This is a genomic window from Methylobacter sp. S3L5C (genome assembly GCF_022788635.1).
Taxonomy (GTDB): domain Bacteria; phylum Pseudomonadota; class Gammaproteobacteria; order Methylococcales; family Methylomonadaceae; genus Methylobacter_C.
Genome location: NZ_CP076024.1, coordinates 576,805 through 601,691, shown reverse-complemented (window position 1 = coordinate 601,691; position 24,887 = coordinate 576,805). Strand labels below are relative to the sequence as shown.

The window sequence follows — 24,887 nt, the reverse complement described above, 5'->3', positions numbered from 1 at the left end:
ACCAGAGTAAGATTTAACCGTCGAGGCGACAACTACATTGACAATTACCGTGGCGTTATGTATCTGGTCGCAATCATTGATTGGTACAGTCGTAAAGTGTTGGCGTGGAAGGTTTCAAACACCATGGATGTTGGTTTTTGCCTGGACTGTTTGACTGAGGCGCTTAATCAATATGACGCACCAGAAATTTTTAACACCGATCAGGGATCGCAGTTTACCAGCACCTTATGGGTCAATAAATTACTGGAACACAGCTGTAAGATTAGTATGGACGGTTGGGGTCGTGCCTTGGACAATATTTTTGTTGAACGGCTATGGCGTAGTGTCAAATACGAGGACATTTACCCGAAAAACTATGTCATTGTGCCTGAACTGTTGTTGGGTCTGACCGCGTACTTTATATTCTATAACAGTGAGCGGTTTCACCAGGCATTGAGCTATAAAACGCCCAATGAAGTTTATCAGACAGGCATCGGCGGCGGCGTAAAAGTAGTTGATCATTTTAGTGACAAACGGGTTTCTTCAAAAGAAGAAGTGGGACAGCGCCAATCTGCTGTAACGGAATCGATGCCCTCTTAATTAGGCTTAAATATTGTCTGGACAATGGGGTCCACTTTAGGGGTCAAGTGCCATAAATACATAGGCAAAACCGCGTTGGCGGATTTAAAAAATAAAATTTGAGTATAAAAAACAGAGATTGCTACCTGACTTTTAGGGCTTGCAGGATTTAGGTAGTATTGATAATGTAACAAAAGTTATTTTTTCATACAACAAATATAGCGATAAAATGCTTATCTTTTAAATAGGCCAATCAGATATTTAGTTTTCGAGCCATTCCGAGTAAGGGTAAATCGCAAGATTGTTATTGTAATAACGTAAATCGTAGGTAACTTCATCACCTATCCAGTTAGGTTTTGAAAAATTTTTACCTACCTCGGATAACTCGATTTCAGCGACGATTAACCCTTTATTGTCACCAGTAAACTCATCTATCTCCCATGTATTTCCATCATCAATTACATAATGGCGTGTTTTTTCTATGACAGGTTTTTTGCAAAGATCATTGATGATTTCATTTGCATCTTCTAGTGGAATTTCATATTCATATTCGTGCCGGTGAGTCCCAATAGTGGCGCTTTTAATATTTAACCATGCATTATCATTGCTGATCCTGACTCTGATGGAACTGGTTGCTTGAGAGCTTAAATATCCTTGTCGATATTTAACTGAGTGAGTAATCTGTTCACGCCAATTATTATTGACAAGTAAAAATTTGTGTTCAATTTCGATAGCCATTAGATTTCCTTATAGATATTACTGCCATTACAGTATGTGGATTGCTTTTGCGATGAACTTCAGTGATTTACCGCGTTGGCAAAAAAGTTGTTCAGCAAGTTATGCACCTATTTTTTTTACCTCGATAACTGCTCCTGTATCTCATAATGTGCCTACTGTTGATGCCAAAAATTGCTATTCAGGATGCGATTACCTTTCGCCATTCATGTGGAGTCGTAGTTAATAAACATAAATTCTGAGCTACTTGGGTATATTAATTCTTGGATATCACCTTATTTGTTCTGTTTGCAGAATATTGATTAAATCCGTCACCGCCTTAATCACTGATTCAATCATGCCTTGATAGTCAGCTGCCTGACCGCGACGCGCTGTTTTTTCCAGCATACTGACGCAGTCTGTTGCAGTAGCGACATAAAAATGGGCTATTGTACCTTTAATGGCATGTGCAACATTTGCGAGTTCAGTGATATTACCTTCGGCTTGAAAACGTGATAATTCATAAAGCTGTTTAGGACTTTCTATTAAAAATAGCGCAATCAATTCATTCAACAAGTCGTTATCACCCTCTAAATGATCTAGTGTAACAGTTCTGTTCCAAGCCAAATGCCGAGGCTCTGCCAAAGCCCCGTTTTCTTCGCCTAAAGCTGAAGTGTTTTCCGTAGGTTGTGGTCCTAATCGATATGCCAACATTTCTATTAATTGCTTGGAAATAATCGGCTTGGTTAAATAGTCATCCATTCCTGCCTCCAGGCATTTTTTACGTTCGCCTTCCAAGGCATTGGCGGTTAGTGCTATCACTGTTTGACGAGGTAAACCTTTACTTTCTTCCAATAGTCGTAGTTCACGAGTGGCGATATAACCATCCATAACCGGCATATGGCAATCCATTAAAATTAAATCATATGAGCATTGTGTCAACTTGACCAAAGCTAACTGGCCATTTTCAGCAAGATCAGGAACAATATTAAATTTGGCCAGCCTCGCTATAATTACTTTTTGATTGATTTTGTTATCTTCTACCACAAGCACTTTTTTGTCGTGATAGCTGGGTAGTTTAATTTCAGGTAACGCAGTTTTCAAGGTAGTTTCTGAGACTTGCTGTAAGGCATTGGCAATCGCATCAAAGAGTTGTAGTTGGCGAACAGGTTTGAGCAAGCGTTGGACAATCCCGGTATTTTGATAGTCGGCAAAATCAAGTTGGTCACTTGATGATAATAAAATAATTGGTATTCTCGCTAACGCGGGAATTTGCACCAGGCATTTTGCCAAGGTCAAACCGTCCATCACCGGCATATGCATATCCAGCACGATTAAATCATAGGTCAGTCCCTGAAGAGCTGAAGTCTGTAATTGCATGAGTGCCGTGCCGCCATTATCGACCTCGCTTACCTCCAATCCCCAGTTACTTAAATAATTAACCAGTATGTTTCGGTTGGTCGCGTTATCGTCAACGACCAGCGTGCGCTTACCGGAAAGATCGTAAGATGATTCCGGCGTTACTTGGCTATTACACTGCTCCAGTGGCAAAGTAAACCAAAAACAGGAGCCTGAATTTGGAGCGCTGTTCATGCCAATGGTGCCACCCATGAGATCTACTAATTTTTTACTGATGAATAGTCCAAGGCCAGAACCGCCGAAGCGACGTGAAGTTGAACTATCCTCCTGAGAAAAAGATTTAAATAATTCTGGTTGTGCTTCTATCGAAACGCCTATGCCGGTGTCGCAAACCTCAAAGCGAAGATCATCCAAGCTATCAGTGCTGGATGGCAGGATAATTCTTACAGAAACCTCACCCTGTTCGGTAAATTTCACGGCATTGCCAATTAAATTAGTCAATACCTGCCTGATGCGCATGGGATCACCTCGCCAGGTTAATGGCATTGGTACAGGTAATAAACAGTTTAATTCGAGTCCTTTAACATGGGCCCGTCCAGCCAATAAAGCACAAATATCCTCGACCAGATCAACCAGGTTAAAATCAACTTGTTCTACTTCAAACTTTCCGGCTTCCAGCTTCGACAAGTCTAAAATATCGTTAATAATTTCCAGTAAAACCTCCGCAGAGCTATGTGCTGTGGTCGCCCAATCACGCTGGGTAGGCGTCATTTTTGTCTCACAGAGTAAATCCAGCATACCTAATACCCCATTCATTGGAGTGCGAATTTCATGGCTCATATTGGCTAAAAATTCGCTTTTTACCAATGAGGTCTTCATGGCCATATCTCTCGCTATTTCCAGAGCTGTTTTTGCTTCTTCTTGACGTAATGAGAGCGCCATCATTTCGCCAACTTGCTTAAGCATGGCGAGGAGACTTTCGGATTGCAGAGGATCGGGATCGGTATAAAGAAATAATACCCCCAATACTTCTTCTCCAGAAGTAATGGGTATTATGAAATGACCATGTGCTTGCATATCAGTGAATTTATGCTGATGACGAGCATCATTGAAGCAATGGTCGGAAACAAGTATTTTCCCTGAAATAGCTACTCGTCCGCAGAGGCAAGATCCACAACCAATACATGTTTCTTTTTCGATAAACTCTGCACTAAATTCTCCCTGTGCTACAAACAAGGTCAAATGATTTTCACCTTTTACACGAAGAAATACGCCGCCTTTACGTTGTAAATTAAATGCCTTAACATCAAAAATAATATTCAGAACCTTTTTAAAGCGTTCCTCAAGCGGACTGTTTTGTTGTAGAGCTTCAGATATTGCCAAGCGTACTACGCTATCTGTGATATCTCGTTGAATCTGGACATAGCCAGCCAATACACCATATTTATTAAGTACAGGAGATATAGTCATATCAGCATTATAAAGACTCCCATCCTTACGTTTGTTAACGATTTCCCCTTGCCAGTGCTCTTCATTTAAAATCTTTTGCCACATGTGCTGGTAAAATAAGCCATCGTGTAAATCGGATTTTAATAGCTCGACAGGGAGTTGCCCCAATGATTCCTGAAAAGTGTAGCCGGTCAGTTGGGTAAAGGCCGGGTTTATCCATTCGATACGAGCATCTTTGTTGGCAATAAGCACAGCATTAGAGGTCGCCTTTAATGCAGCCACAAATAATGGGTTAAATGTTTCTTCACTATTAATGCGATTCAAAACATTGCGCATAACACGAATAAGACCCTCATAACCTGACTCGTCTTTTACTACGTAGTCATCGGCACCTGGTTGGTTACTATCAATATCTTCGTTATTGATTAACATAATAATTGGTAAAGCATTATTGGCTGCTCTGGCCTGGCGAATAGCCGATAGTCCTTGTGGATCTAACTGTAATAAGTCCAGAACCAGGATGTCGAAATGAAATTCAGCTATTTTTTTTAATGCCTCATCTAGCGACATCACCCATGTTACTTCAAAACTCATATCTCGTGAGCGGGTATCGATAAATTTCTTGGGTGCTTCTCCAGGTGCTCCAGACCTCATTACTTCAAGAGGGATGTCTTTAAATTGTCGCAAGCAAATTTGTATGCGTTGAGCTTGGTTTGGCTCATTTACGATTAAAAGCACACGAGTAAGTTTAGATTGTCTAGTATTTTGTCTGTTTTCAATCAACGTATCTCGCATAATCGGCTTCATTTTGCATCCAATGTATCTAAAGTAGAAGGTAGAATCGGAAAGATTTTAAAAGTGGTATTCAGACGATTCAGTTCAATTAATCGTTGTAAAATTGAGCTATAGTTTCTCATATAAATAATTTCCAGCCCACCACGGTATGTATTACGAAGTAATCGCAAAATCCTCGCGCATTTTTTTTATCACGCACAACACTTCACTGGCATCTTGCAGATATGTTTTGAAGGTCGATATAACGGAATCATAAAGATCTTCAAAGGTTTTAAAATACTTCATGTGGGTCGAATCACGTTTGGTATTTTTCCATGATTTCTCAATGGGATTATAGTCAGGAGAAAATGCAGGTAGCTTTTCAATCGTCAAGCGACCATCTTTTTTGGCCATTTTTAAAAATGGCCGGTAACGCTCCTTCCAGCTACTTTTTTCTCGCTATCTGGTAGGCTTCTTCCTCTTGGCGGTCACTGATAAAACAGGCCTTCTGGTAGCTTAAGCCCAACTTTTTCAACAAGCTGGACAGGTAGTTCATGTTATAACGAACCTCAAATTTTAACCAAATGACTTCGGTAATCATCGCACAGTTCCATATTTCGCAATGAAAGTCGTTGGCTTCAGGCCTGTCTTTTATCCATTGAACCAATTGGATTTGCTGGGCTTTAGTCAACTTTTCTTTGCGTCCACGACCCTGATAGTGCTGACATGTAACCACTTCATGCCTTCGTAATTAAAAATTTTAAGCTTTCTTGGTCTTCAGAAGTGTCAGCTACAATAAAATGACTTGATAGTTCAACAATGTCAATATTGTTATGTTTTTGTCTATGCAAGATCGTCAAGATTACCTGATTAATATATTAAGGTACTTATAATAAAAAAATAAGTGAAGAGTGTATATTTATCATTTAACTATTTTGAAGTTACGACAGTACAGTTGACATTCTTCAATTAAGGTTGGAGTATTTTTATAGACTTTTAGAAGTTACGCATTGACGGCAGATGAAAAAAAGGAGTTTAAACTTTCATTCCCAATGATAAATTCAGAAATGAAAGTAGCGACGACCTTTTTGAACAATTCATGGTGTATTTGGTAACAGTTCATGATGGTCTTATTTGTCGTAAGTCTTTGTAATTGAACATAACCATAAATAGCGGCAAACAAATGATTCTTTGTAGCCTACTTACCAAGTACTTGAAACTTTTCGATATTACAAACCTGTTTGATATCACAATGATATTGTTCGATTTGCCAATGCTTTTCATGTTCAAGGTCAAATGCTTGACGATCAAACTGGCTGAGTTTTTCTTCGTTGGGTAGATAAACCACATAATGACGCAGTTGGTCTTTTAGCTGTGTTCGAAAAAGCGTAACGTTTCCATAGTCCTTCAATCAGGCCAGTAAGCCATTTTCCGGGATATTGAGCTTTTGAACTTGCTGCCAAACGCCTTTTTCAATTGAAACGGTACGGTTGCTCTTAATCGCAAACATAAACCCTAAGTCATTATTTTTATGACTTTAAGGCTCTTTACACTAATACTGCTACCGCAAATATAAAAAACAAAGTCAGAGGCTTAAACATGCCTCGTTTCTTGGCACCATCAGCAAAGGAAAGGGTTTTGGTCGGCGTTTGACTGCCCTTGGCTGGCTCTTACGTTTTTGTTTTCCAATGGCCGTTGATGCCATCGCTTTTAATAATTCACGCAAGGCGCTTATGAGTTGGTTCCCTGTCAAGCCTACCATCTGCTTGGCGGCTTGAATGACCAGTTGCACTGCTGACCTGAAACTCAGTTGGCGGGGTATCTTCTCATGCAGGCTGGCTGCCTGTGCCAAATTGCCACGAATGATGTTGTATGCCAATAAGTGGATAGCTATCTCCTTGCTTACCATGTCAGGTTTTTTGCACCGTAATATTTCCATGCCCATATTGGTTTTGATGGAACGAAAATCCAGCGCAATTTTCCAGCGCTGCTTATAAAGCATAGCCAGCTCTTGCTTATGAAAGCCCTTTGCATTCAGTAAGGTGGTCAAATAGATTCTGCCGTTTACCGCAAACTCCCGGACGGTAATCGATTCCGGCAAGTCGCTATAGTCCTGCTTGGACATCCATACCGGTTTCCGTTTGGGTTTCGTCCAGTCAATCAAATGATCTCTTCCACCCAGGCGGACATCCAAGCTGAAATCCACTTTTTTCCGGGCATGTATTGGAAATAGCACAGGAATTTCACGAGCCTGCAAGAGCGCAATAATGGCGAAGGTACAGCAATAGCGGTCTGCCATCAGCAAGTCGCCAGCTGACAAGCTGCCAAACAGTTGACTGAGTAAAGATGTTTAGCCAGCTCCCTTGCCTTAATAGGCTCCCAAGCTATAGTCGAGCACGGTTCCTGCAGCCAAAGAAATCAACACAGCCATGCGAGCAATCGGAAAGCCTAAGTCAGGCTTTTGACTATCCAGCTGAGGAAAGTCTGCCTGATTCTTTGGTGTATCTGGCATTTGTACCGTTGCTCCATCAGTAAGGACAACTTTATAACTCTTCCATCGCCACGCGGCCAGAGACTGGTTATGAAGACGCAAACCAGCAGCTGTGGTGGCTGCTCTGAGTTCCTTTAGTGGTAAGCGTTGTCGGGCTTTACAGTAAGGTCCCGTGTTAACCGTATTGGCTGATTGTCCATCGACGATACGATCAATCAATACGCCTGCCACTGCCTGTTTACAGGAACCGTCATCACTTAATACTTGGAAAATGAAAGCTTTAAGCGTGACTAAGGGCAAGAACACCGAGGAGCGTTTATGCGGGGTATTGGCGATAATGTTGGTAATGCTGTCGGCTGAAAAAAATCCTCAACACCTAGGTTCTGTTGACGTTTCACCAATCCGGTAGAATAAGTCGTTTTGAATGAAATGAAGCGGATAACATTAAGTGATGAAGAGTGGACTCGTATTTTGGCAAGCTTAAAAAAATTGCCTGGAGTTCATATCGGTTTACCCGATATTTGCAGGCAGTTTGTTAATGCCATTTTGTGGATATTACGTACGGGAGCACAGTGGCGTGTATTACCGTCAACGTATGGTAAATGGAATAGCATCTTCAAGCGTTTTTCACGTTGGTGTATCAATGGCATATGGGGTGAAATTCTCTGTCATCTTGCTGAAGACGCTGATTTACAAGATGTTTCCATGGATGGTTCAGTTATTAGAGCACATGCCTGCGCAGCTGGAGCGGCATATAGTTCTGCTGAGAATGAAGCACTTGGGCGCTCCAAAGGTGGATTTGGTTGTAAGATTCACGCGCTTTGTGATGGCTTGGGCATGCCCATCAAATTTATCCTGACAGGCGGGCAGGAGGCTGAATGCAAGCAAGCCATATCTTTATTGGAAAATGTTAATGCTTCAGCCGTTTTAGCAGACAAAGCCTACGACACGAACGAGTTGCGGGAGTGGTTAGCCAGTCGTGAAATAAAAGCGGTTATCCCACCTAAATCGAACCGAAAAGAAGATATTGAGTGCGATTATTGGCATTATAAGGAGCGGCATGCCATTGAATGTATGTTCGGTAAGCTCAAGCACTATCGCAGAATTGCTACACGATATGAGAAAAAAGCTATTAATTACATGGGGATGCTATCATTTTCCTCGGTGCTTTTATGGCTGAGGTGAAACGTCAACAGAACCTAGTCCTTGGGATTGCAAAAATGACTTTTTGAAGCGGTCAATTTGCTGCTGAATACGGTTTTTTTTAATAGCTGGCATGGTTAAGTTATTGATCAGACTTTGTAATACTCAAAATTCTACCAGAATAGTGCTTGATCTTTATCTTATTATTTGCGTATCTAACTGTAACTTATAGATTAATTACATTTGCGGTAGCAGTATTAGTGTCAGCGACCAATACCGTTCGGCATAAATATTGCTATATTTAAAAATCAGCTACGCTTGTAAATTTTAGCGTAACGATGACTACAGAAACGGTATTCAATAATATAACTGCCCCATTGCAAACCATACTTAAAAAAGAGGCAGATCAACTGCATGCTGACAGCTTACTTTATAAGCTATCGCTGTATTTTTTAACGATGAATTTGATTTACGCTATTATCAAAAAAATCCCCTCCATTGCCCTCTTGGTAACAGAGATTAAAACCTCCCCAGAGGCATTAAAACTTGAATTAGTTCAGGCTTCGAAGTCAATGTAGTCAGAAGCATTGATTCGTTATGATCCCAAGATATTTCAGTGAATTTTTATCACATTGATTGAGCAGTTGACCTTTTTAGATGTGCTAGAAATCAAAGCGCTTGGACGCTTTATTTTAGTCGATGGCTCGATATTTCCTGCCTTCAGAACAATGACATGGGCCTGCTATAAGTCGACAAATAATGCCATTAAAATGCACCTGGCTTTTGAATTAAATCGAATGATTCCCGTGCAGTTTTTCAGTACCGATGCTAATAGCAATGAAAAAAAAGCACTGATCGCTATGCTTGAGGCGGGAGTTACTTACATTGCCGGTCTCCTTTGCAATTTTTCAACAAATTGTAAGCTTACAAGCCTTTGTTATCATCCGTATCAAAGCCAACATCAAGTACGCTGTTATAGAAAACTTAGCGGTTATTATTCCTGATGATTGGCAGTTCTTTTTTTCCGACGTATCCGACTCAATCATCAGTTTCTCAAATGATAAACAGAAGGCGACTTATCGTCTCGTCACTTTTGTTGCTTACGATGAAATCTATCGGATTACTACCAATCGTTTGGATTTAACAACGGGCGAAATTATCATGCTTTACGCCTATCGTTGGGAGATTGAATTGTTTTTTCGTTGCATCAAGCGTACTTTCAATGCGTTACATCTGTGGTCTCATAGTGAACGCGGTGTAGCAATTCAGTTTTATCTTTACCTGATTGTTTATTTGCTTATGGTCCACTTCAAACAAAATTTGAATCAACGACAAGAATCTGCTAATTCTACTAAAAAAGTCACTGCTAGACACCAGGAAAGACACGCATCGCGTACACCTGCTCGCGGAATCGTTACACTTTTAGGCGAAAAACTCAAAACATTCTGGAAAATGAGTATCCATTGGATAACGTGCATTCAAAATCTCTTGCTTAAACCTTTAACCCCTGACTTGGTGGTGATTATTAATGCTATTCAATAATCATGCCGAACGGTATTGGTCAGCGACCAGATAACGGATTTTCCCTAACAGTCCCTTGGTCTCGCGTTTGACATGATCAAGGTAGCTATCTACCCGGGTGATCCGGGTTTCTTTGGGCGTTTTCTCGGCTTTGCTCTTCGGTGTCTTCTCGACATCTTGAGCCACCTTGGTTTCGCTATTTACGGTCGACTCTTTGACGACTTCAGGTACCTTCGGTGCTTTGGGCAAAGCGGGCGTTTGATAAGCCGACAGTGTATAGGCTGTGTTGTGTGTTACATCCACCAAAGCCAGCAGTGAAATTTCCAGTCCGCGTTCCGCTTGTCCCTGTGAACCGTTCCAAAACCAGTCCAGGCCGTAACTGCTGCGACCGCTTCTGGGTAAAAAGCTGGCATCAATTGCTGATATCCATTCACCCCTATTCGTTAAATCTTTAAATCTTTCAAGCTCAGCAAATTGAAGGTAACAAAATCGAACGAGTGACGAAACCATCTCGAAAAGGTTTTTTCATTCAGAGGACTATAACGATCAAGGTTTCGGAAATTCATCCGCCCCGGCAGATATGTCAGGGCTGTTAGCAAGATGAATATAAACTTACGCTACGGTTTTGCTACACTGGACATTTGCTGCAGAATGGGTTCTGTTAAGTGCATGGAAGCCTTTGGTGTGTTGGGCTGTTATCGTCGTTGACTACATACCACGCTGGAGGCTTCCAGACTGTTTTTAATCAAAACAAAACTGTCCGAAGTATTGTTATGTAAATTTTGTATTTACTGCTCTGGCTCATTCAAAAGAGCGAGGTTCTTTTCACGGTAAGGTAATCGCTTTATTGCTAAGCTTGAAACGCTTGTTTTATGGTTGCTCCTTAGGTTATTATCTAAAGTTAGAACAACTTTGCCTGCTTAAAACTATCATTGACCAATTTTATTTTGGGGGCTGTATGCCGTTCTGTCACGGTCAATAATTGGCTCTGTCGTTAGGCAATTTCCTTCGAAGAATATACCCAAGTCACTGGTCTTTTTATTCATTGTCTGCGTTGTCAAAATAGTTACGTAGCCATCTACGCGACTATTTTTCCGCCTTGAAAATGAACAAAAATCCTGCGCCACTTAGGTATATTCATTCTTGGATATCGCCTTAATTGATTGCAATAAAAATAATCTTCAATCAATATCCACCCATAGATTTTAATCAACGCTTGCTGGAGCCAATTTATGAACTCACCTGTTATTCCGACGGGGCTTAATTTTGCCAGTCAAAAACAATTGGAAGAATTACAACATATCAATTTGCAATTAGCGGCCCTGGATCAACCTGTTTGTGAAGTTGAGGGAGATCAGCAATATCTCAAGATAGCTGATGGTTTGTTGAAAAATTATTCCCAGCAACGCCGTCTTCTGGCCAATTACCGTTGTCCCGCCGATCAGCGTATTCAAGATTTCCTTAATGCTTATCTACACGAGAATGGCATAGATGCATTCTTTCGCATACCGGGGGAGACTTTTGTACTGGAGCGTAAAGGCTTGGCCAGAGAGCTGTCATTACCTTTTCAATACAATGAATTTCACTCAGCATATATTGATTCATACCGAATACAGCAAGGCGTTTTGCATAATCCACAAAATGACAGACGCACCACTAAAGGTGTTTTTCATATTGTTGCTGGCGGGCTTCCTGTTCCGGCTGACAAGAACGAAGTTCCGGTAGTGGCTTATGCACAATTATTGCGTATTGCCTTGTCACCGCCAGATGACCTGTTGTATCTGCCTTATACCAGCAGACAAGAAAACTCGGCAAAACTCTGGTTATCTTTATTGCTTAGGCCCATTGTGGCACCTGAGGTTGCCGGCTTGAGCCACAAAAAAACCATGGAAACCCGGTTTTTTGCGCCTGGTGGCCTGGTTGCTAATCTTGATTTTGTTGAGTCTATTTTTGGTAATGCGGGTGATCCCTTTCTCCCTGATAATGATGCCGCGCTGGATATTGATCAATGGACGGGCCATACCGGCTGTATTATTCTTGCGCCGCATTTGGTGCACTGTCGTAAACAGGCACTTGGTCTGCCTCATTATAAAGAGGCTACCGAACGTCAGCGTAAAGATGGCATGAGCTGGCAACATGAGGATGAACTTTATAACGAGGGTAAGCCCTTTAAACTGGTATGCCGCAACATGAAGGGGGTGATTGTTACGCTAATTGCCGATAACTATTTTGGTTACAGTAAAAAAGAAATAAAATCCCAGATCAGCTATTCTGCGAATCTGTTTGGTGGCTGTGAAGAGGAGCATTCCGGTGGTGCACTGGCTTTTCCGAGGGCTATTCTGGGGGAAATTTATTTGCCCAAAGAGTCGGATGATAACGAGGGCTATTCTTTTGATAAACTTTGCCAGCTCTTGGGCTCAACGATAGACATTAAAGATGAAGGCTATGCGGTAGACAAAAAGCATCCTTCTATTGTTTTTATTCCAGATACGGCACAAATTAATATCCAGCAACAACAGATAAGCTGGCAGCGCGACAATATTACCGTCACCATAAAACCGCTAATCAATCACACTTATGTTTATTCCAATGGCTTTAGAGTCCATATGGAACGGCATCCCAGCGCACCTAGTTGGCGATTGGTAGGCACTTATACGGAAGGTACTTTTTGCCACAAGCCGAGTACCGTATCAGGCGGTGGCAAGTCAGAAATATCCAAGTCAATTGCCGGTGCCATTATTTCCGGTGCTGTTTTTGTCGATAATTTTGATAAAGATATGGATATGGTTGCCGATATTTTTGACTATGATTATTCCAGCCGGTTTCGGGATACTGCACGTAACGGTAGTGATCAACGCAGACTACTTAGCAATAAACGTACGCTGGGTTCAGTTATCAAGTTACTGACACCGTCCGTCACCGAGTATTGCCATGACTATAATCATTGGTTAAAGCAAATTCCTCAGCATATTTGGGCGCTGGCGCTGATGATAAAACGTTTTTACAAAGAGGAGTGGGGGCAAAACTGGCGGGAACATTTTTCTGTTGATCTGGTAAATGGTTATCCGGGTAACGAATTGAAATTTCATGGCCGAAAATTGATCGCTAGTTATCTCCGGGTAGGTTTTGACACGAATGGTGCCTGGCGTGTTTTTAAGTTAAGACAGGACTTTATGGCTTCGGTTAAAGTTCAGATGGAAGATGATATAACGTCCTCTATTGTGGTGCCGTCAAACAGGTTGATAGGACTTAATCCTGATTATAAAAATCCTAGCGTTAAGCTGGTCGATAACTGTGAACAAAGTTTTTTTCAGCGTCCCGATGATGCCATTAATCGGGGTATGGATTTACAGACTGAACTTGATTTATCGGGTACCGATAATTTTATTTCCAATTTCCAACCGCTAACCTCAAATGATGCCCGTGAACTGATGGAAGACGTCATTCATTTTGATGAATTCAGTAAGCCAATGCGCAAAGTGATCAGTCAGGCAGCGCAAGGCCGGGAAGGCGAGTATTTTGTCTCGTCAGCCCATCCACGTTTGGTTGATGGCAAGCCCAGTCTTAATGTACGCTATCTGCAACTTCGACCTGATATTGTTAATCCGGTAACACGTTATATTTCTGAAGTATCTACGCGTTTGGTACGCGGTCTTGGCACTGGTCAATCGGTTTATTTTCCGGTTAATGCGGTATTGCCCGGTCGTCGCAACAATCCGGCCGATAGTGCCGCTGGAATCAGGCCGTTGGCGATTTATAATCCCATCCATTATCAGGAGCTACCTGAGCTGTTTATGGATTTCATTTGCAGTCTGACCGGTAAATCACCGTCGACTACCGGTGCAGGTTCCGAAGGTGCGCTGACTAAAGGTCCGTTTAACGCGCTGAGTACTACTGCCGATCTTAATTCCGCTCTGGTTTCATACATTTTGTGCGGCTATCATGGCTATTCGACAGCGGCAGGTTATATCGGCTCTCAACGCAAAATAGATCATGATATCAGTCTGTTAATACCTGAAGTCTGGTCGCGTTTACCGGTAGCTCAACGCGACCCTTACTATCTTATCGAGCATGGGCAGTTGGAAAAGCTGGAAGATTTTGACTATGAGGGTCGAACGGTTTATGCCAGCAGATTGGGTTATCGCATCACGGAACGCTTTGTACATACTAATTTTGGTAAAGTATTTGATTATCCGACAGCTGTGTTTGATGAAGCCATGTTAAAGCCGGAAACCCAGGATCTGGCCAGTTATGTTGATGGCGTTGATAATGTATACGAAGCACAGCAACGGGTTGCCCAAATCTATTTTCAGGATGGCTCAATTAATGATGCCTGCCCACCGCTAAAAGCTCTTATTCATATCATGGCCAATGGCAGCTTTGAAGGTAAAACCATCACGGACCCCGACATTCGCTTCATGTTCACGCGTGATTATTTACTGGAAAGCGATTGGTATCAAGAACGGCTTACGATTAAGCAGGGAAGGGACCTTAGGCTTTGGCAGCAACATCGTGATTATATTTTTCAACGTATCAGTGAAACCAAGCAAACCGATTCTTTTAATCAGGATTTGACTTACAAGCTTGCCATGACAGAGAAGATGCTTGACGAAGTCTCGCATCCGTCTTACCTTGAGAATCTACAAGGGACTTTAGGCGCAGACTGGGTACATCATTAAAGGATTTATTGACAACGGTATAAAAAAATTGCCTACTGTTTTTCGCATGTAAACAGTAGGCAATTTAATGACTTGTTTTATGCTTTAGATGTTTTGTTGGCTTCAGCGTTAATCATCGTATCGTAATGACGGCTTAAAGTAGAATCAGTTGGGCGAGGTGACAGCCCAGGTTTGGCAGCTGATGCTTTGGCTTTTTTTACTTTTTTGGCGCTAACTTTAGTTTTTAATACCGGTTCAGCCAGAGTCTTTGGCGCTTCGATTGCTTGAGCGAAAGTTTCCGGGTGACCTTCATATTGGGCAATTAATTGCTCAAGTGAGTTTTGATCGTTTACACATTGTTCTACTTCAGCATTGATCAACGAGTCATAATGACGGCTTAAAGCAGAGTCGGTTGGGCGAGGTTTAAGGGACTCAATCATTGTGCGTAGATGAGCGATAAAATGTCGTTTCAATGTTGAATCTTGAGGAACGTTATTGCTGTTTTGCTGGGTGAGGATAGTGGTCGAACCGGCTTTTGATTTTACAGATGGTGCGATCTTGGACTTGGAATGAGTCGCTGATTTATTTTCACCAGCCTGACTTGCTGGCTGTAGTGATTGATTTTTGGCTTTTTTGCTCCTGGAAAGGTAAATAAAAAAAAGTACGACGGCGACGGCTGCAATTAAAAGTTCAATCATAATATTACGTTTTTCCTTGTTTAAAAAAGAGACTACCAGACGTTATTGATGCCCATTTTTGCCAAGAATAACTGGTAGTTACCCGATAGTTTTTATCTTTAAACTATAACACTTGTAGCTTTGGTTGGCGACAGCCAAATAAATAAAAATATAATTAATTTTTTATTTATTTTTAATGTGCCGGTTAAAGCTGAGTAAGGTTGAGATATCCTGTTTTTAGAATAAAGATATGGCGGCTTTGGTTGTTAATATTTGCTTATAATCAAGTCGACAAGTGCTGCTGCCATTCGGCAATCTTGACCTTTAAATCATCGATATTAATGGTAGTTAGCTGACGTTGTTTTAATAATTGCTTGCCGGCTACCCAAACATCGGTGACTTGTTGCCTGCTGGCGGCATAAACAATTTGCGAGACCGGACAATATAACGGTTGGGTTTCCAATGTGTTTAAATCAACAGCAATGACATCAGCGGCTTTACCTATGCTAAGTGAGCCACAAATAGCATCAAGCCCCAGTGCTTTGGCGCCATTAATAGTCGCCATGCGTAATGCGGTCATGGCAGGAATGGCACTGGCATCACCGGCAACCGCTTTACCCAGCAAAGCCGCCGTGCGCATTTCTCCAAACATATCCAGATCATTGTTACTGGCTGCACCATCGGTACCCAAGGCGACATTAACACCTGCGGCAAGACACTTGGCAACTTGGCAAAAGCCGCTGGCAAGTTTTAGATTGGACTCGGGGCAATGCACGATATGAGCACCGGATTCTGCAAACAGGCTGATTTCTTCATCGTTTAACTGAGTCATGTGTACTGCTATTAAAGAGGGATTGATCAGGCCCAATTCTTGTAATCTTTGTATGGGCCGTTGTCCGGTTTGTGCTTGTTCCTGCTCGATTTCGTGCAAGGTTTCATGAAGATGGATATGTATCGGCAACTCTAATTCATCGGCCAGGACTCTAATTTTTTGCAAAGGTTCATCAGATACCGTGTAAGGCGCATGTGGAGCAAAAGCAGTCGAGCACAGGTCAGAAAGACGCAGTTGCTCATGTAGGTCTAAGCCTTTTTCAATATATTCATCACTGTTTTGTGCCCAGACCGAGGGAAAATCAATGACGATCATGCCAACTGTTGCGCGTATACCATGGTGTATAGACTGTTTTGCGGTAATATCAGGAAAAAAATACATATCATTAAAGCAGGTAGTTCCACCCCGAATCATTTCGGCAATCGCTAAATCAGTGCCGTCTTTGACGAAAGCTTCACTCATCCATTTTTGCTCCAATGGCCAGATATGGTTTTGTAACCAATCCATCAGCGGCAAATCATCGGCAATACCGCGCATTAGTGTCATCGCGGCATGAGTATGGCAATTGATCAAACCCGGCAGTAAGGCATGATTTTCAAGATTTTCTGTGGCCTTACCTTGATATTTTTGTTTGGCAAGTTCCGTCGGTAACAGATCAATGATTTTGCCGTTATCAATCGCCAGGGTATGGTGTTCGTAGGTTACGGATTCCGGTTCAACGGGTATAATCCAGCGGGCATGGATAAGGGTATCGACTATCATGAATTGTTCCTGTGTGTGGTAGGCTTGATCTTAATATAAGCTGACATAATCATTGGCAATTGGTGGGTTACCTTAAGTAACCGATTATAATGTCCGGTAACCAAATTATAACTTTTTACCCTCAGGTTTTATTAAATAATGATTCTGCAAACTAAAAAAACGGTACAGGCCCTGCAATGGACAGGCACTTCCTTAAAAGTGCTGGATCAGCGGCAATTACCGGAAACGCTTGTTTATGATGATTATAGCGATGCAGCAGGTGTCACCGAAGCGATTGCCACGATGCGGGTACGCGGCGCACCGGCAATTGGTATAACTGCTGCTTACGGTGTCGCACTTTCCGTTCTTCAGCATTGTGCAGAAAATCCGGCAAACTGGCAGGAAAAAGTAGCCGGTGACATCGCCATGCTGGCAAAGTCCAGGCCAACAGCGGTCAACTTGTTTTGGGCGTTGGCGCAAATGACAGCTTTATTGGCTCAACCTTTAACGAATCCCGAAGCTGCATTTATTGCCTGTGCCGAGAAAATTCATGCCGATGATATTATCGCCAATACCACAATGGGCGAATTGGGTGCCGATCTTTTAACCGGCGTTAAAGGTGTCATGACACATTGTAATACCGGCGCTTTGGCTACCGGTGGTTACGGGACTGCTCTCGGCGTTATTCGGAGTGCCACCCAAAGACAGCCATTAAACGTTTATGCCGGAGAAACCCGTCCCTGGTTGCAGGGCGCAAGATTAACCGTTTGGGAATTGGCTCAAGATAAAATCCCCGTTACTTTACTGGCTGATTCAGCCGCTGCATGGTTAATGAAATCAGGCGCTATCGATTGGGTTATTGTCGGTGCTGACCGGATTGCCGCCAATGGCGATACGGCCAATAAAATAGGCACCTATTCTTTGGCGGTCCTGGCCAAACAACATGGCGTTAAATTTATGGTCGTAGCGCCGATAACGACAATCGATTGGGCGATTGAAAATGGCGATCAGATAGAAATCGAGCAACGCGACCAGAGTGAGTTGTTGCCCGCTTGTTATCATAAAGAAGGCTCATTGGTCAGCGCCTGGAATCCGGTATTTGATGTCACGCCCGCTGAATTAATTTCAGCACTGGTAACCGAACGTGGTGTAGTATTAAATCCAACTGAACAAGGTATGAGAGGTTTAAAAGATGCTATTTGACAAAAAAGGTAACAATCCGGCTTTGGCTGTCGGTTATTTATTTAAAGGCCTGAAATTATTAACCAGCTCTCAATTACGTACGTTTATCCTTATCCCGGTTTTAATTAATGTCGTGTTATATAGCGTGGCCTTAACGCTGGGTTATTACTATATTGCTGATTTGATTAATCAGTTTATTCCGGGTTGGCTGCAATGGTTAAGCTGGTTCTTATGGCCATTATTTTTCATCAGCTTTTTTATCGCCGGTTTTTTTACCTTTACGGTACTGGCTAACCTGCTTGCTGCGCCTTTTTACGGCAAATTATCCGCAAAAACCTTGGCGCTTATTACAGGTCAAGTCATCGCAACTGACGAACAACCTTTAATTAAGGTTATATTGGCTGAAGTAAAGCGCGCAGGCTATTTGTTAAGCAGAGCCTTGCCGTTGGTCATCGTGTCCTTTATTCCCGGCCTTAACGTGATTGCACCTTTTTTATGGGTTTTATTCGGCGCGTGGGGTATGGCGCTGGAATACATGGCTTATCCATTGGAAAATGCCGGTGTATTATTTTCTGACCAGAAACAGTTGGTTAAAAGTATTCGTCTGGGAGCGTTAAGCTTTGGCGGTATTGCTGCGATGGGACTGACTATTCCGTTGTTAAATATCATTGTCGCACCTGCCGCTGTCATTGGCGCAACGATTTATTTTAATGAGATTAAGAAGCAGGATTAAGTTAAGAGTACTTAAAAAACTTGATTTGGTGGGGCGTATAGGCCAAGCGTCATACACTTTTGTTGGGTTGTTACGGCAAAGCTTTCGTACCCGATATTTCCTCTGTTTGGTTCACTTTTTTGTCCACGAAAGACACGAAAAGCACGAAAAGCACGAAAAAAGCAAAGGCAAGAGTTAACAATTTTCTTGATTCTCCTACATTATTCGATCAACTCAATACGAATACTTAGTTGTAATCCTTGCTCTGACTCCCAGACAAAAACAACTTGTCGTCTTTCGTAGGGTGGTTTCGCGACAGCAAACCGCCACACACACAACAATAAAAACAACCGGGCATAAAAAAACCGCGAGGACAAGTCCAGCAGGATGGTTGGCCCCGGACAAATTAAGTAAATTTTATTTAAACGGCACGTTTAGTACCATTTTTCGTGAGGATTTCATGACTAATTTAGAGCTTTTAATGAGGGTGCTGTTTCTAGTTGCAATTGCGGTTCTTGGTTTAGGCGTTGGGAAAAAATTTAGTATTAGTCAAAAGGAAATATCAACGCTACTGGTTTACGTCATATCGCCTGCCGTAATGTTCGTATCGGTATTACAAGCGCCAGATGGAAGAAATTATCTATTTTATACTTTCGGTGCTTTTATAATTTGTTGCATGATGGCAACTATTGCGCTGCAACTGGGACGATTATTGTGGCGTGACAGCACATCAAATCTTTTTGCTTTTGCAGGAGGTACTGGGAATACAGGCTATTTTGGGTTACCTTTGGCTTTGGATTTATTTGATGCTAAAGGAGTTGCGATTGCAGTATTTATCATTTTAGGAGTTAATTTATACGAGTTTTCGTACGGTTATTATCTTACGTCACGTGGTAGTTACACCGTTTCGCAAAGTGTTAAAAAAATTGTTGGTATGCCGATTTTATATGCGTTTGTTCTTGCTATGGCTTTACGTTTGTTGGGAGTGCATTTACATCCTGTTATTTTGAGCGGGCTATCCAATTTTAAGGGAGCATACAGCGTACTAGGCATGATGGTTATTGGTTTGACCATGGCAAGGTTTACAAAACTAGAAGTCGATTGGCGCTTTTTAAGTGCTGCTTTGGGTTGGAAATATGTGGTTTGGCCATCTCTTGGTTTTTTGGTGATTCATTTATTTTCAGCCAAAATGGATAATGTGGAGCAGTCTATTATATTATTGATGGCTTGTGTGCCGATGGCTGGCAATACCGTTGTCATTGCAAATGACTTAAATATTCATCCTGAAAAAGCAGCGACAGCTGTGATGGCGAGTATGCTTTTAGCGATTGCAGTTGTTCCTTTAGTTCTGGCCTTTTTAAAGGCTTAGGAATCTTTACGGTGGGCAACCTCAATGAGAGTATGTAAAACTAGCGCGTAGATACTCTGTTCAAAGTCAAAGGTATTTCGTTCATTTTAACTATCCGACTGACGCTAAAATTTTATAAAAACGTGGATTATCGAAAGCTTCGTCATTTTCGAAGCCGGTCGATGTTTGAATATCTCAATACAAACAAAACGTTAGTAACGGGTTTGCAAACCTCGTCACGCTTCGGTTTTTTTGCATTTCTGCTGGCGGTTTATGCAACCGTTTGGTGGGAACGCTCAGAACTGGAGAGTCTGAAAGCAGAAAAAGCGATACTGCAAGAAAATATAGCCAGCCTTGATCAGTTAAAGGGGCATATCAAACTTTTCACCTGCGATAAGGGTCCCCTACTTGGAAGTTGAAACCAAGTCAGCTTACGGAACGGATGAAGATCACCGTTTTTACATTTTAAAAGGCGTTAAGTAATCAATTGGCTAATATTACCCATCCCCAGAAAATATAAAATAATCCTGTTTGAAGTCCCAATATCCAAGTACTTGGGTGAATTTAAACAAACGACAGAATTGTTAGGGTTTTTGCAACACTTAAGACGGTGTGGGCTTTGAACTCATTTTAATTTCCCAAAAAAACACCAGTTTTTTATGCCTCATTAGGCAATTTTGCAAGTAGATCTATATAGGCCTCTTCTACCATTTGATGCATGGAGACTGACAGTTTTTCCAGCAATTCATGGGCAACCGATATACCAGCTTCGTTGGTTTCGCCTTCAGCAAGAACGACTTCCAGTTCCAAAAAGTATCCCAATTCTTCCACCTTATCCAGATGTATTCGCGTTCGCCCCGCCATAAATAATGTGCGATGCTTGCGAACACGACCACTTTCCCCATAGGCAAGCGACAAAACCCGACGGAGTGTGTCGGGTGAAGAGGTCGGCGAAATGACATAGAAAGACTCTTTGGGGCCAGCGCTGTCTGGACGTTGATAGAAAATTAGCTGTCCATCATGCTCGGAGAAAGAACGAAGTTTCAGTCTTCCATTGGGGCAAGCAAAAAACGTATCGTCCTGGACTATTTCGATTGGCCCTTCGTTAGCGATCTTCGCAGCCAATGGCAACAGTGATTCGATGCTTTCAATTCGAGCTTTGATTTCAATATTTCTTGCCATAAGAGAGTGAGATACCTAATGTCTGAATTTACAAAGACCTGTAGAATGTTGGAGGGCAACCTCCAACAGTTATTCACAGCTTGTTTTAGTTTTTACACTTAACCCGTTTTACGCCCAACCGTTTTTAACGTTATAGAGCAAACATGACCATTATCCATCCATTGACAGAACAAATTGAATTTTTTGATTTTTTGAAGGTAGATGTCCGTGTCGGAATTATTCTATCGGCAAAATTGAATCCAAAAGCGAAGCTACCGGCATACGAAATTGATGTAGATTTTGGTGCAACGCTTGGTGTTAAAAAGAGTTCTGCGCAATTAACCGAAAACTATACCGCCGAAGAGCTTATCGGCAAGCAAATTTGCGCGGTTGTAAATTTTCCTCCCCGTAGAGTTGCCGGAGTTAAATCAGAAGTATTGATCTTGGCTATAGTCTGCAATGATAACGGTACTGTGTTAATCCAGCCAAATATACCAGTAACAAACGGGGAGCGCCTTGCATAGCAATGAGCATAGAAAGAAATAACTGGGGGCGTTGTAAAACCATTCAGCACGGCTGTTTATGCCGGTTTAACCTGGGCCTGTTTGGCTAATATTACCAATCCCGCGAAAATATAAAATCATCCTGTTTGAAGTCCCAATATCCAAGTACTTAGTCAATTTAAAAAGCCAGGTCATCTGTAGCTTTTAAATAAATCCTATGAAAAAATCTGTCGTTTGTTTAAACGTACCCTATCTATAGTGGCTCCAAAAATTGATCATGCGACGGGTCGCACGATACCGTCTTTGGCCGCTTATCAATAAGCCAAGGTATGTTCATGCCAAGTTACAAGTTTGACCCACTGCTCATTTATTGTCGAAATATATCATGGCGCTCAGGCCAATAATTATTAGAAATAAACCTGAAAAGCCAAGCATATTTGGGTAAGTTGCGCCTAAAAATAAAACTTCACCACCTAAAGCAAAAATCACTTCCCCCGATTGACTTGCATCAACGGCGGCTAGTTTCCTTGGAGTATTGGCCTTATTCCTGGCGTATAAAAATATTGGTGTTGCAAATACTCCCGACAATATGGCGACAATTGCGACATTTATTAATTGCCCTTCACTAGGTACACTGACATCAAAGCAAAAAAACAAAATAATCCATAATGGAAAGCTACCTAATGACAACAAAAATACCTTTGCAAATGCGTTATTGGTAATAGTCGTGCTTATTTTAGGTAACCCACTTCGATTATTTTTCGCCTCCCAAACAAGCTGATTCCCAAGGGGATAACAAAAGGCAGCAAGAATAATGCACAGAACATTAAAAAGTAGCTGTCCAGTATTTGAATGTTCAAATTGACTCAGATTAACTAACGAAACGCCCGCTAAAATGATTAACGCAAATAACCATGTACGTTTAGGTATTTTTTTCCCAAAGGCTGTCAAAACAAAAAGCGATGCAACGATAGTTAACTGCCAAGTTGCAGCAACAACCCATCCCGGAGACGTTGCTGCGGCAAAACAAAGAAGGGCATAGAAACAACCAAACCCTATACTTCCTGATAAGACCCAAAAAATGTAATGCTTCAAAAATTCTGAAACCAGACTCTTAAAATATAAAAAACCATTTGATACGATTATCATTAAGCCTAAGAACAGCAACATATACGAATACCTAAGCGAAGCAGACCAGAACCAATGCCCTCCTTCTACTGCTATGGTGCGATTTAAGATAAAAGTTGAACTAAAAAAGAATGCAGAAACTAATCCTATTGCCATTAAGACGAAAGTTGTATTTTTCATATCGAAAGTTATTTTTTCTGAAGTACAGAATATATTTTACTTTTACCTGTCAGCAGCGTGTAGGTTGGATTACGACTGCATGGACGCAGGAGGTAGAGCAATCATGAGCAATCATGAGCAATTGTCGAGCGATTGCGTAATCCAACATTTACCGCTTTGATGTGTTGGGTTACGACTATCGCCTAACCCAACCTACGACTTTATTAATTCTTAAACCAAAAATTTGGTGCTCTTCGTGTCTTGGCAACTACTCCTGCATAATCCACAAGGATGTGGTGAATGCAGATATTGCAGGAGTAAATATCTGTTTATGCAGTTATTCGTGGTGAAAAACCGTTATTTCTTGATATAAAGATCAGTGATGGTGCCGGTGATCATTTCAGCGGCAAAGCCAAAGGTTTCGGCCAAAGTGGGGTGAGCATGAATAGTTAAGCTGATATCTTCGGCATCTGCGCCCATTTCCAGTGCCAATACCGCTTCTGCAATTAACTCGCCGGCGTTGGTGCCGACCATGCCGGTACCCAGCAGTTTGCCGGTGCCTTTTTCACAGAGTATTTTGGTTAAACCTTCTTTTCGACCGATGCACAAGGAACGGCCACTGGCAGCCCAAGGAAATACTGCCTTGTCGTATTCGATACCTTGTTGCTTGGCCTGGTTTTCAGTAAGTCCCATCCAGGCAATTTCAGGATCGGTATAGGCAACGGAAGGAATCGTCAGCGCATCAAAGTGGGTTTTATGTCCCGCAGTCACTTCGGCGGCTACTTTGCCTTCGTGTACTGCTTTGTGTGCCAGCATGGGGTTGCCGACGATATCGCCGATGGCAAAAATGTGTCCGACATTGGTACGTTGTTGCTTATCGACAGCAATAAAGCCCTGTTCATCGACAGTAATTCCAGCCAGATCAGCACCGATTAACGGCCCGTTAGGCCTGCGGCCTACCGCAACCAAAACGGCATCGAACAGCTCTGATTCAGGTGCGCCTTTACCCTCAAAAAAAACTTTCAGGCCTTCGCTGTGGGATTCAATAGACGTTACACGGGTGTCCAGCCAGATATTTTTATATTGCTTTTTTATACGGCGAAATAACGGCGTCACCAAATCTTTATCGCAACCGGGAATGATTTGATCCATGAGTTCAACGACACTGATTTCTGAACCCATCGCATGGTAAACCGTTGCCATTTCCAAACCGATAATGCCGCCACCGACAATCAACAGCTTTTTAGGGATTTCTTTTAATGCCAGCGCGTCCGTTGAATCCCATAAACGTGGATCATCATGCGGAAATATCGGTATTTTAGTAGGACGTGAACCGGCGGCAATAATGGCCTGATCAAAGCGGATGGTTTGGATGCCCTCTTCAGTTTCCACAGCCACGGTATCTGGCGAGGTGAATTTTCCGGTACCTTGAATCAAGGTGACTTTGCGTTGTTTGACCAGGCCAGCCAGTCCGTCATTTAAGGATTTGGTAATGCTTTCTTTCCAACTTCTGATTTTATCAATATCAATCGTCGGTTCACCATAACTGACACCGTGTTGTGCAAATTCTTCGGCTTCATGAATTATTTGCGCGGTATGTAGCAGCGCTTTGGAGGGAATACAGCCGACATTAAGGCACACGCCGCCCAAGACTGGATAACGTTCAATTAATACGACCTGTTTGCCTAAATCGGCGGCACGAAACGCCGCGCTGTAACCACCCGGGCCGCCGCCCAGCACCAAAACTTCTGCGTGTAAAACTGCTTCATTCATTGTT

Annotated in this window: 21 protein-coding genes and 1 pseudogene; 10 read left to right on the top strand and 12 right to left on the bottom strand. The window is 42.1% G+C overall.

Going from position 1 to position 24,887, the window contains the following annotated elements; genetic code table 11:
- Positions 1-33 precede the first annotated feature (33 nt).
- Positions 34-504, top strand: a pseudogene (locus tag KKZ03_RS02880) (transposase); the annotation flags it as partial.
- A gap of 315 nt (positions 505-819) precedes the next feature.
- Here KKZ03_RS02880 and KKZ03_RS02875 read toward each other — a convergent pair.
- The 6 genes from KKZ03_RS02875 to KKZ03_RS02850 all read right to left on the bottom strand — a co-directional run bounded on the left by KKZ03_RS02875 (position 820) and on the right by KKZ03_RS02850 (position 7,651).
- Complete coding sequence (locus tag KKZ03_RS02875) at positions 820-1,296, bottom strand: CYTH domain-containing protein (protein WP_243219917.1); 477 nt, start codon at positions 1,294-1,296, stop codon at positions 820-822.
- Between the two features lie 267 nt (positions 1,297-1,563).
- Positions 1,564-4,887: a response regulator gene (locus KKZ03_RS02870; protein WP_243219916.1), complete on the bottom strand. Its 3,324-nt coding sequence runs from the start codon at positions 4,885-4,887 to the stop codon at positions 1,564-1,566.
- A gap of 141 nt (positions 4,888-5,028) precedes the next feature.
- Positions 5,029-5,268 (bottom strand): transposase, encoded by a 240-nt coding sequence (locus tag KKZ03_RS02865; RefSeq protein ID WP_243219915.1) that lies wholly within the window; start codon positions 5,266-5,268, stop codon positions 5,029-5,031.
- A gap of 31 nt (positions 5,269-5,299) precedes the next feature.
- Positions 5,300-5,590, bottom strand: a complete 291-nt coding sequence (locus KKZ03_RS02860; RefSeq protein ID WP_243219914.1) for a winged helix-turn-helix domain-containing protein — start codon at positions 5,588-5,590, stop codon at positions 5,300-5,302.
- Positions 5,591-6,439: 849 nt separating this feature from the next.
- The gene (locus KKZ03_RS02855; RefSeq protein WP_371744804.1) at positions 6,440-7,174 is read right to left on the bottom strand and encodes a transposase; all 735 of its coding nucleotides are present in this window, start codon (positions 7,172-7,174) and stop codon (positions 6,440-6,442) included.
- A 48-nt stretch (positions 7,175-7,222) separates the two neighbouring features.
- Positions 7,223-7,651, bottom strand: a complete 429-nt coding sequence (locus KKZ03_RS02850; protein ID WP_243219912.1) for a hypothetical protein — start codon at positions 7,649-7,651, stop codon at positions 7,223-7,225.
- A 123-nt stretch (positions 7,652-7,774) separates the two neighbouring features.
- Between KKZ03_RS02850 and KKZ03_RS02845 the strand changes: the two genes are divergently transcribed.
- From KKZ03_RS02845 to KKZ03_RS02835, 3 genes are all read left to right on the top strand, one after another.
- A complete protein-coding gene (locus KKZ03_RS02845) occupies positions 7,775-8,530 on the top strand; it encodes an IS5 family transposase (RefSeq protein WP_243217187.1) in 756 nt (251 codons plus the stop codon).
- A gap of 296 nt (positions 8,531-8,826) precedes the next feature.
- Complete coding sequence (locus KKZ03_RS02840; protein ID WP_243219911.1) at positions 8,827-9,066, top strand: hypothetical protein; 240 nt, start codon at positions 8,827-8,829, stop codon at positions 9,064-9,066.
- 307 nt (positions 9,067-9,373) lie between these two features.
- The gene (locus KKZ03_RS02835; RefSeq protein WP_243219910.1) at positions 9,374-10,030 is read left to right on the top strand and encodes a transposase; all 657 of its coding nucleotides are present in this window, start codon (positions 9,374-9,376) and stop codon (positions 10,028-10,030) included.
- Here KKZ03_RS02835 and KKZ03_RS02830 read toward each other — a convergent pair whose 3' ends face one another.
- Positions 10,031-10,519: a hypothetical protein gene (locus KKZ03_RS02830; RefSeq protein ID WP_243219909.1), complete on the bottom strand. Its 489-nt coding sequence runs from the start codon at positions 10,517-10,519 to the stop codon at positions 10,031-10,033.
- A gap of 722 nt (positions 10,520-11,241) precedes the next feature.
- On the opposite strand from KKZ03_RS02830, the gene KKZ03_RS02825 reads away from it, so the two are divergent.
- Entirely contained in the window at positions 11,242-14,688 is a 3,447-nt protein-coding gene (locus tag KKZ03_RS02825) for a hypothetical protein (RefSeq protein ID WP_243219908.1), read from the top strand.
- 77 nt (positions 14,689-14,765) lie between these two features.
- Here KKZ03_RS02825 and KKZ03_RS02820 read toward each other — a convergent pair whose 3' ends face one another.
- Entirely contained in the window at positions 14,766-15,365 is a 600-nt protein-coding gene (locus KKZ03_RS02820) for a hypothetical protein (protein WP_243219907.1), read from the bottom strand.
- A gap of 262 nt (positions 15,366-15,627) precedes the next feature.
- Entirely contained in the window at positions 15,628-16,938 is a 1,311-nt protein-coding gene (locus tag KKZ03_RS02815) for a TRZ/ATZ family hydrolase (RefSeq protein WP_243219906.1), read from the bottom strand.
- A gap of 138 nt (positions 16,939-17,076) precedes the next feature.
- Here KKZ03_RS02815 and mtnA point away from each other — a divergent pair, with 138 nt between their 5' ends.
- The 4 genes from mtnA (at position 17,077) to KKZ03_RS02795 (ending at position 20,578) form a co-directional block, all read left to right on the top strand.
- Entirely contained in the window at positions 17,077-18,120 is a 1,044-nt protein-coding gene (gene mtnA, locus KKZ03_RS02810; protein ID WP_243219905.1) for an S-methyl-5-thioribose-1-phosphate isomerase, read from the top strand.
- A complete protein-coding gene (gene cysZ / locus KKZ03_RS02805; protein ID WP_243219904.1) occupies positions 18,110-18,832 on the top strand; it encodes a sulfate transporter CysZ in 723 nt (240 codons plus the stop codon). Before mtnA ends, cysZ begins: the two co-directional genes overlap by 11 nt.
- A gap of 439 nt (positions 18,833-19,271) precedes the next feature.
- On the top strand, positions 19,272-20,180 hold the full coding sequence (locus tag KKZ03_RS02800; protein WP_243219903.1) for an AEC family transporter: 909 nt from the start codon (positions 19,272-19,274) through the stop codon (positions 20,178-20,180).
- 161 nt (positions 20,181-20,341) lie between these two features.
- Entirely contained in the window at positions 20,342-20,578 is a 237-nt protein-coding gene (locus tag KKZ03_RS02795) for a hypothetical protein (protein WP_243219902.1), read from the top strand.
- Positions 20,579-20,816: 238 nt separating this feature from the next.
- On the opposite strand, the gene KKZ03_RS02790 is transcribed toward KKZ03_RS02795, so the two are convergent.
- Positions 20,817-21,341: a class IV adenylate cyclase gene (locus KKZ03_RS02790; protein WP_243219901.1), complete on the bottom strand. Its 525-nt coding sequence runs from the start codon at positions 21,339-21,341 to the stop codon at positions 20,817-20,819.
- A 143-nt stretch (positions 21,342-21,484) separates the two neighbouring features.
- On the opposite strand from KKZ03_RS02790, the gene KKZ03_RS02785 reads away from it, so the two are divergent.
- Positions 21,485-21,844 (top strand): tRNA-binding protein, encoded by a 360-nt coding sequence (locus KKZ03_RS02785; protein ID WP_243219900.1) that lies wholly within the window; start codon positions 21,485-21,487, stop codon positions 21,842-21,844.
- 342 nt (positions 21,845-22,186) lie between these two features.
- On the opposite strand, the gene KKZ03_RS02780 is transcribed toward KKZ03_RS02785, so the two are convergent.
- Both KKZ03_RS02780 and lpdA read right to left on the bottom strand, forming a co-directional pair.
- Entirely contained in the window at positions 22,187-23,131 is a 945-nt protein-coding gene (locus KKZ03_RS02780) for a multidrug resistance efflux transporter family protein (protein WP_243219899.1), read from the bottom strand.
- Positions 23,132-23,467: 336 nt separating this feature from the next.
- Positions 23,468-24,883: a dihydrolipoyl dehydrogenase gene (gene lpdA, locus KKZ03_RS02775; RefSeq protein WP_243219898.1), complete on the bottom strand. Its 1,416-nt coding sequence runs from the start codon at positions 24,881-24,883 to the stop codon at positions 23,468-23,470.
- Between the last annotated feature and the right edge of the window lie 4 nt (positions 24,884-24,887).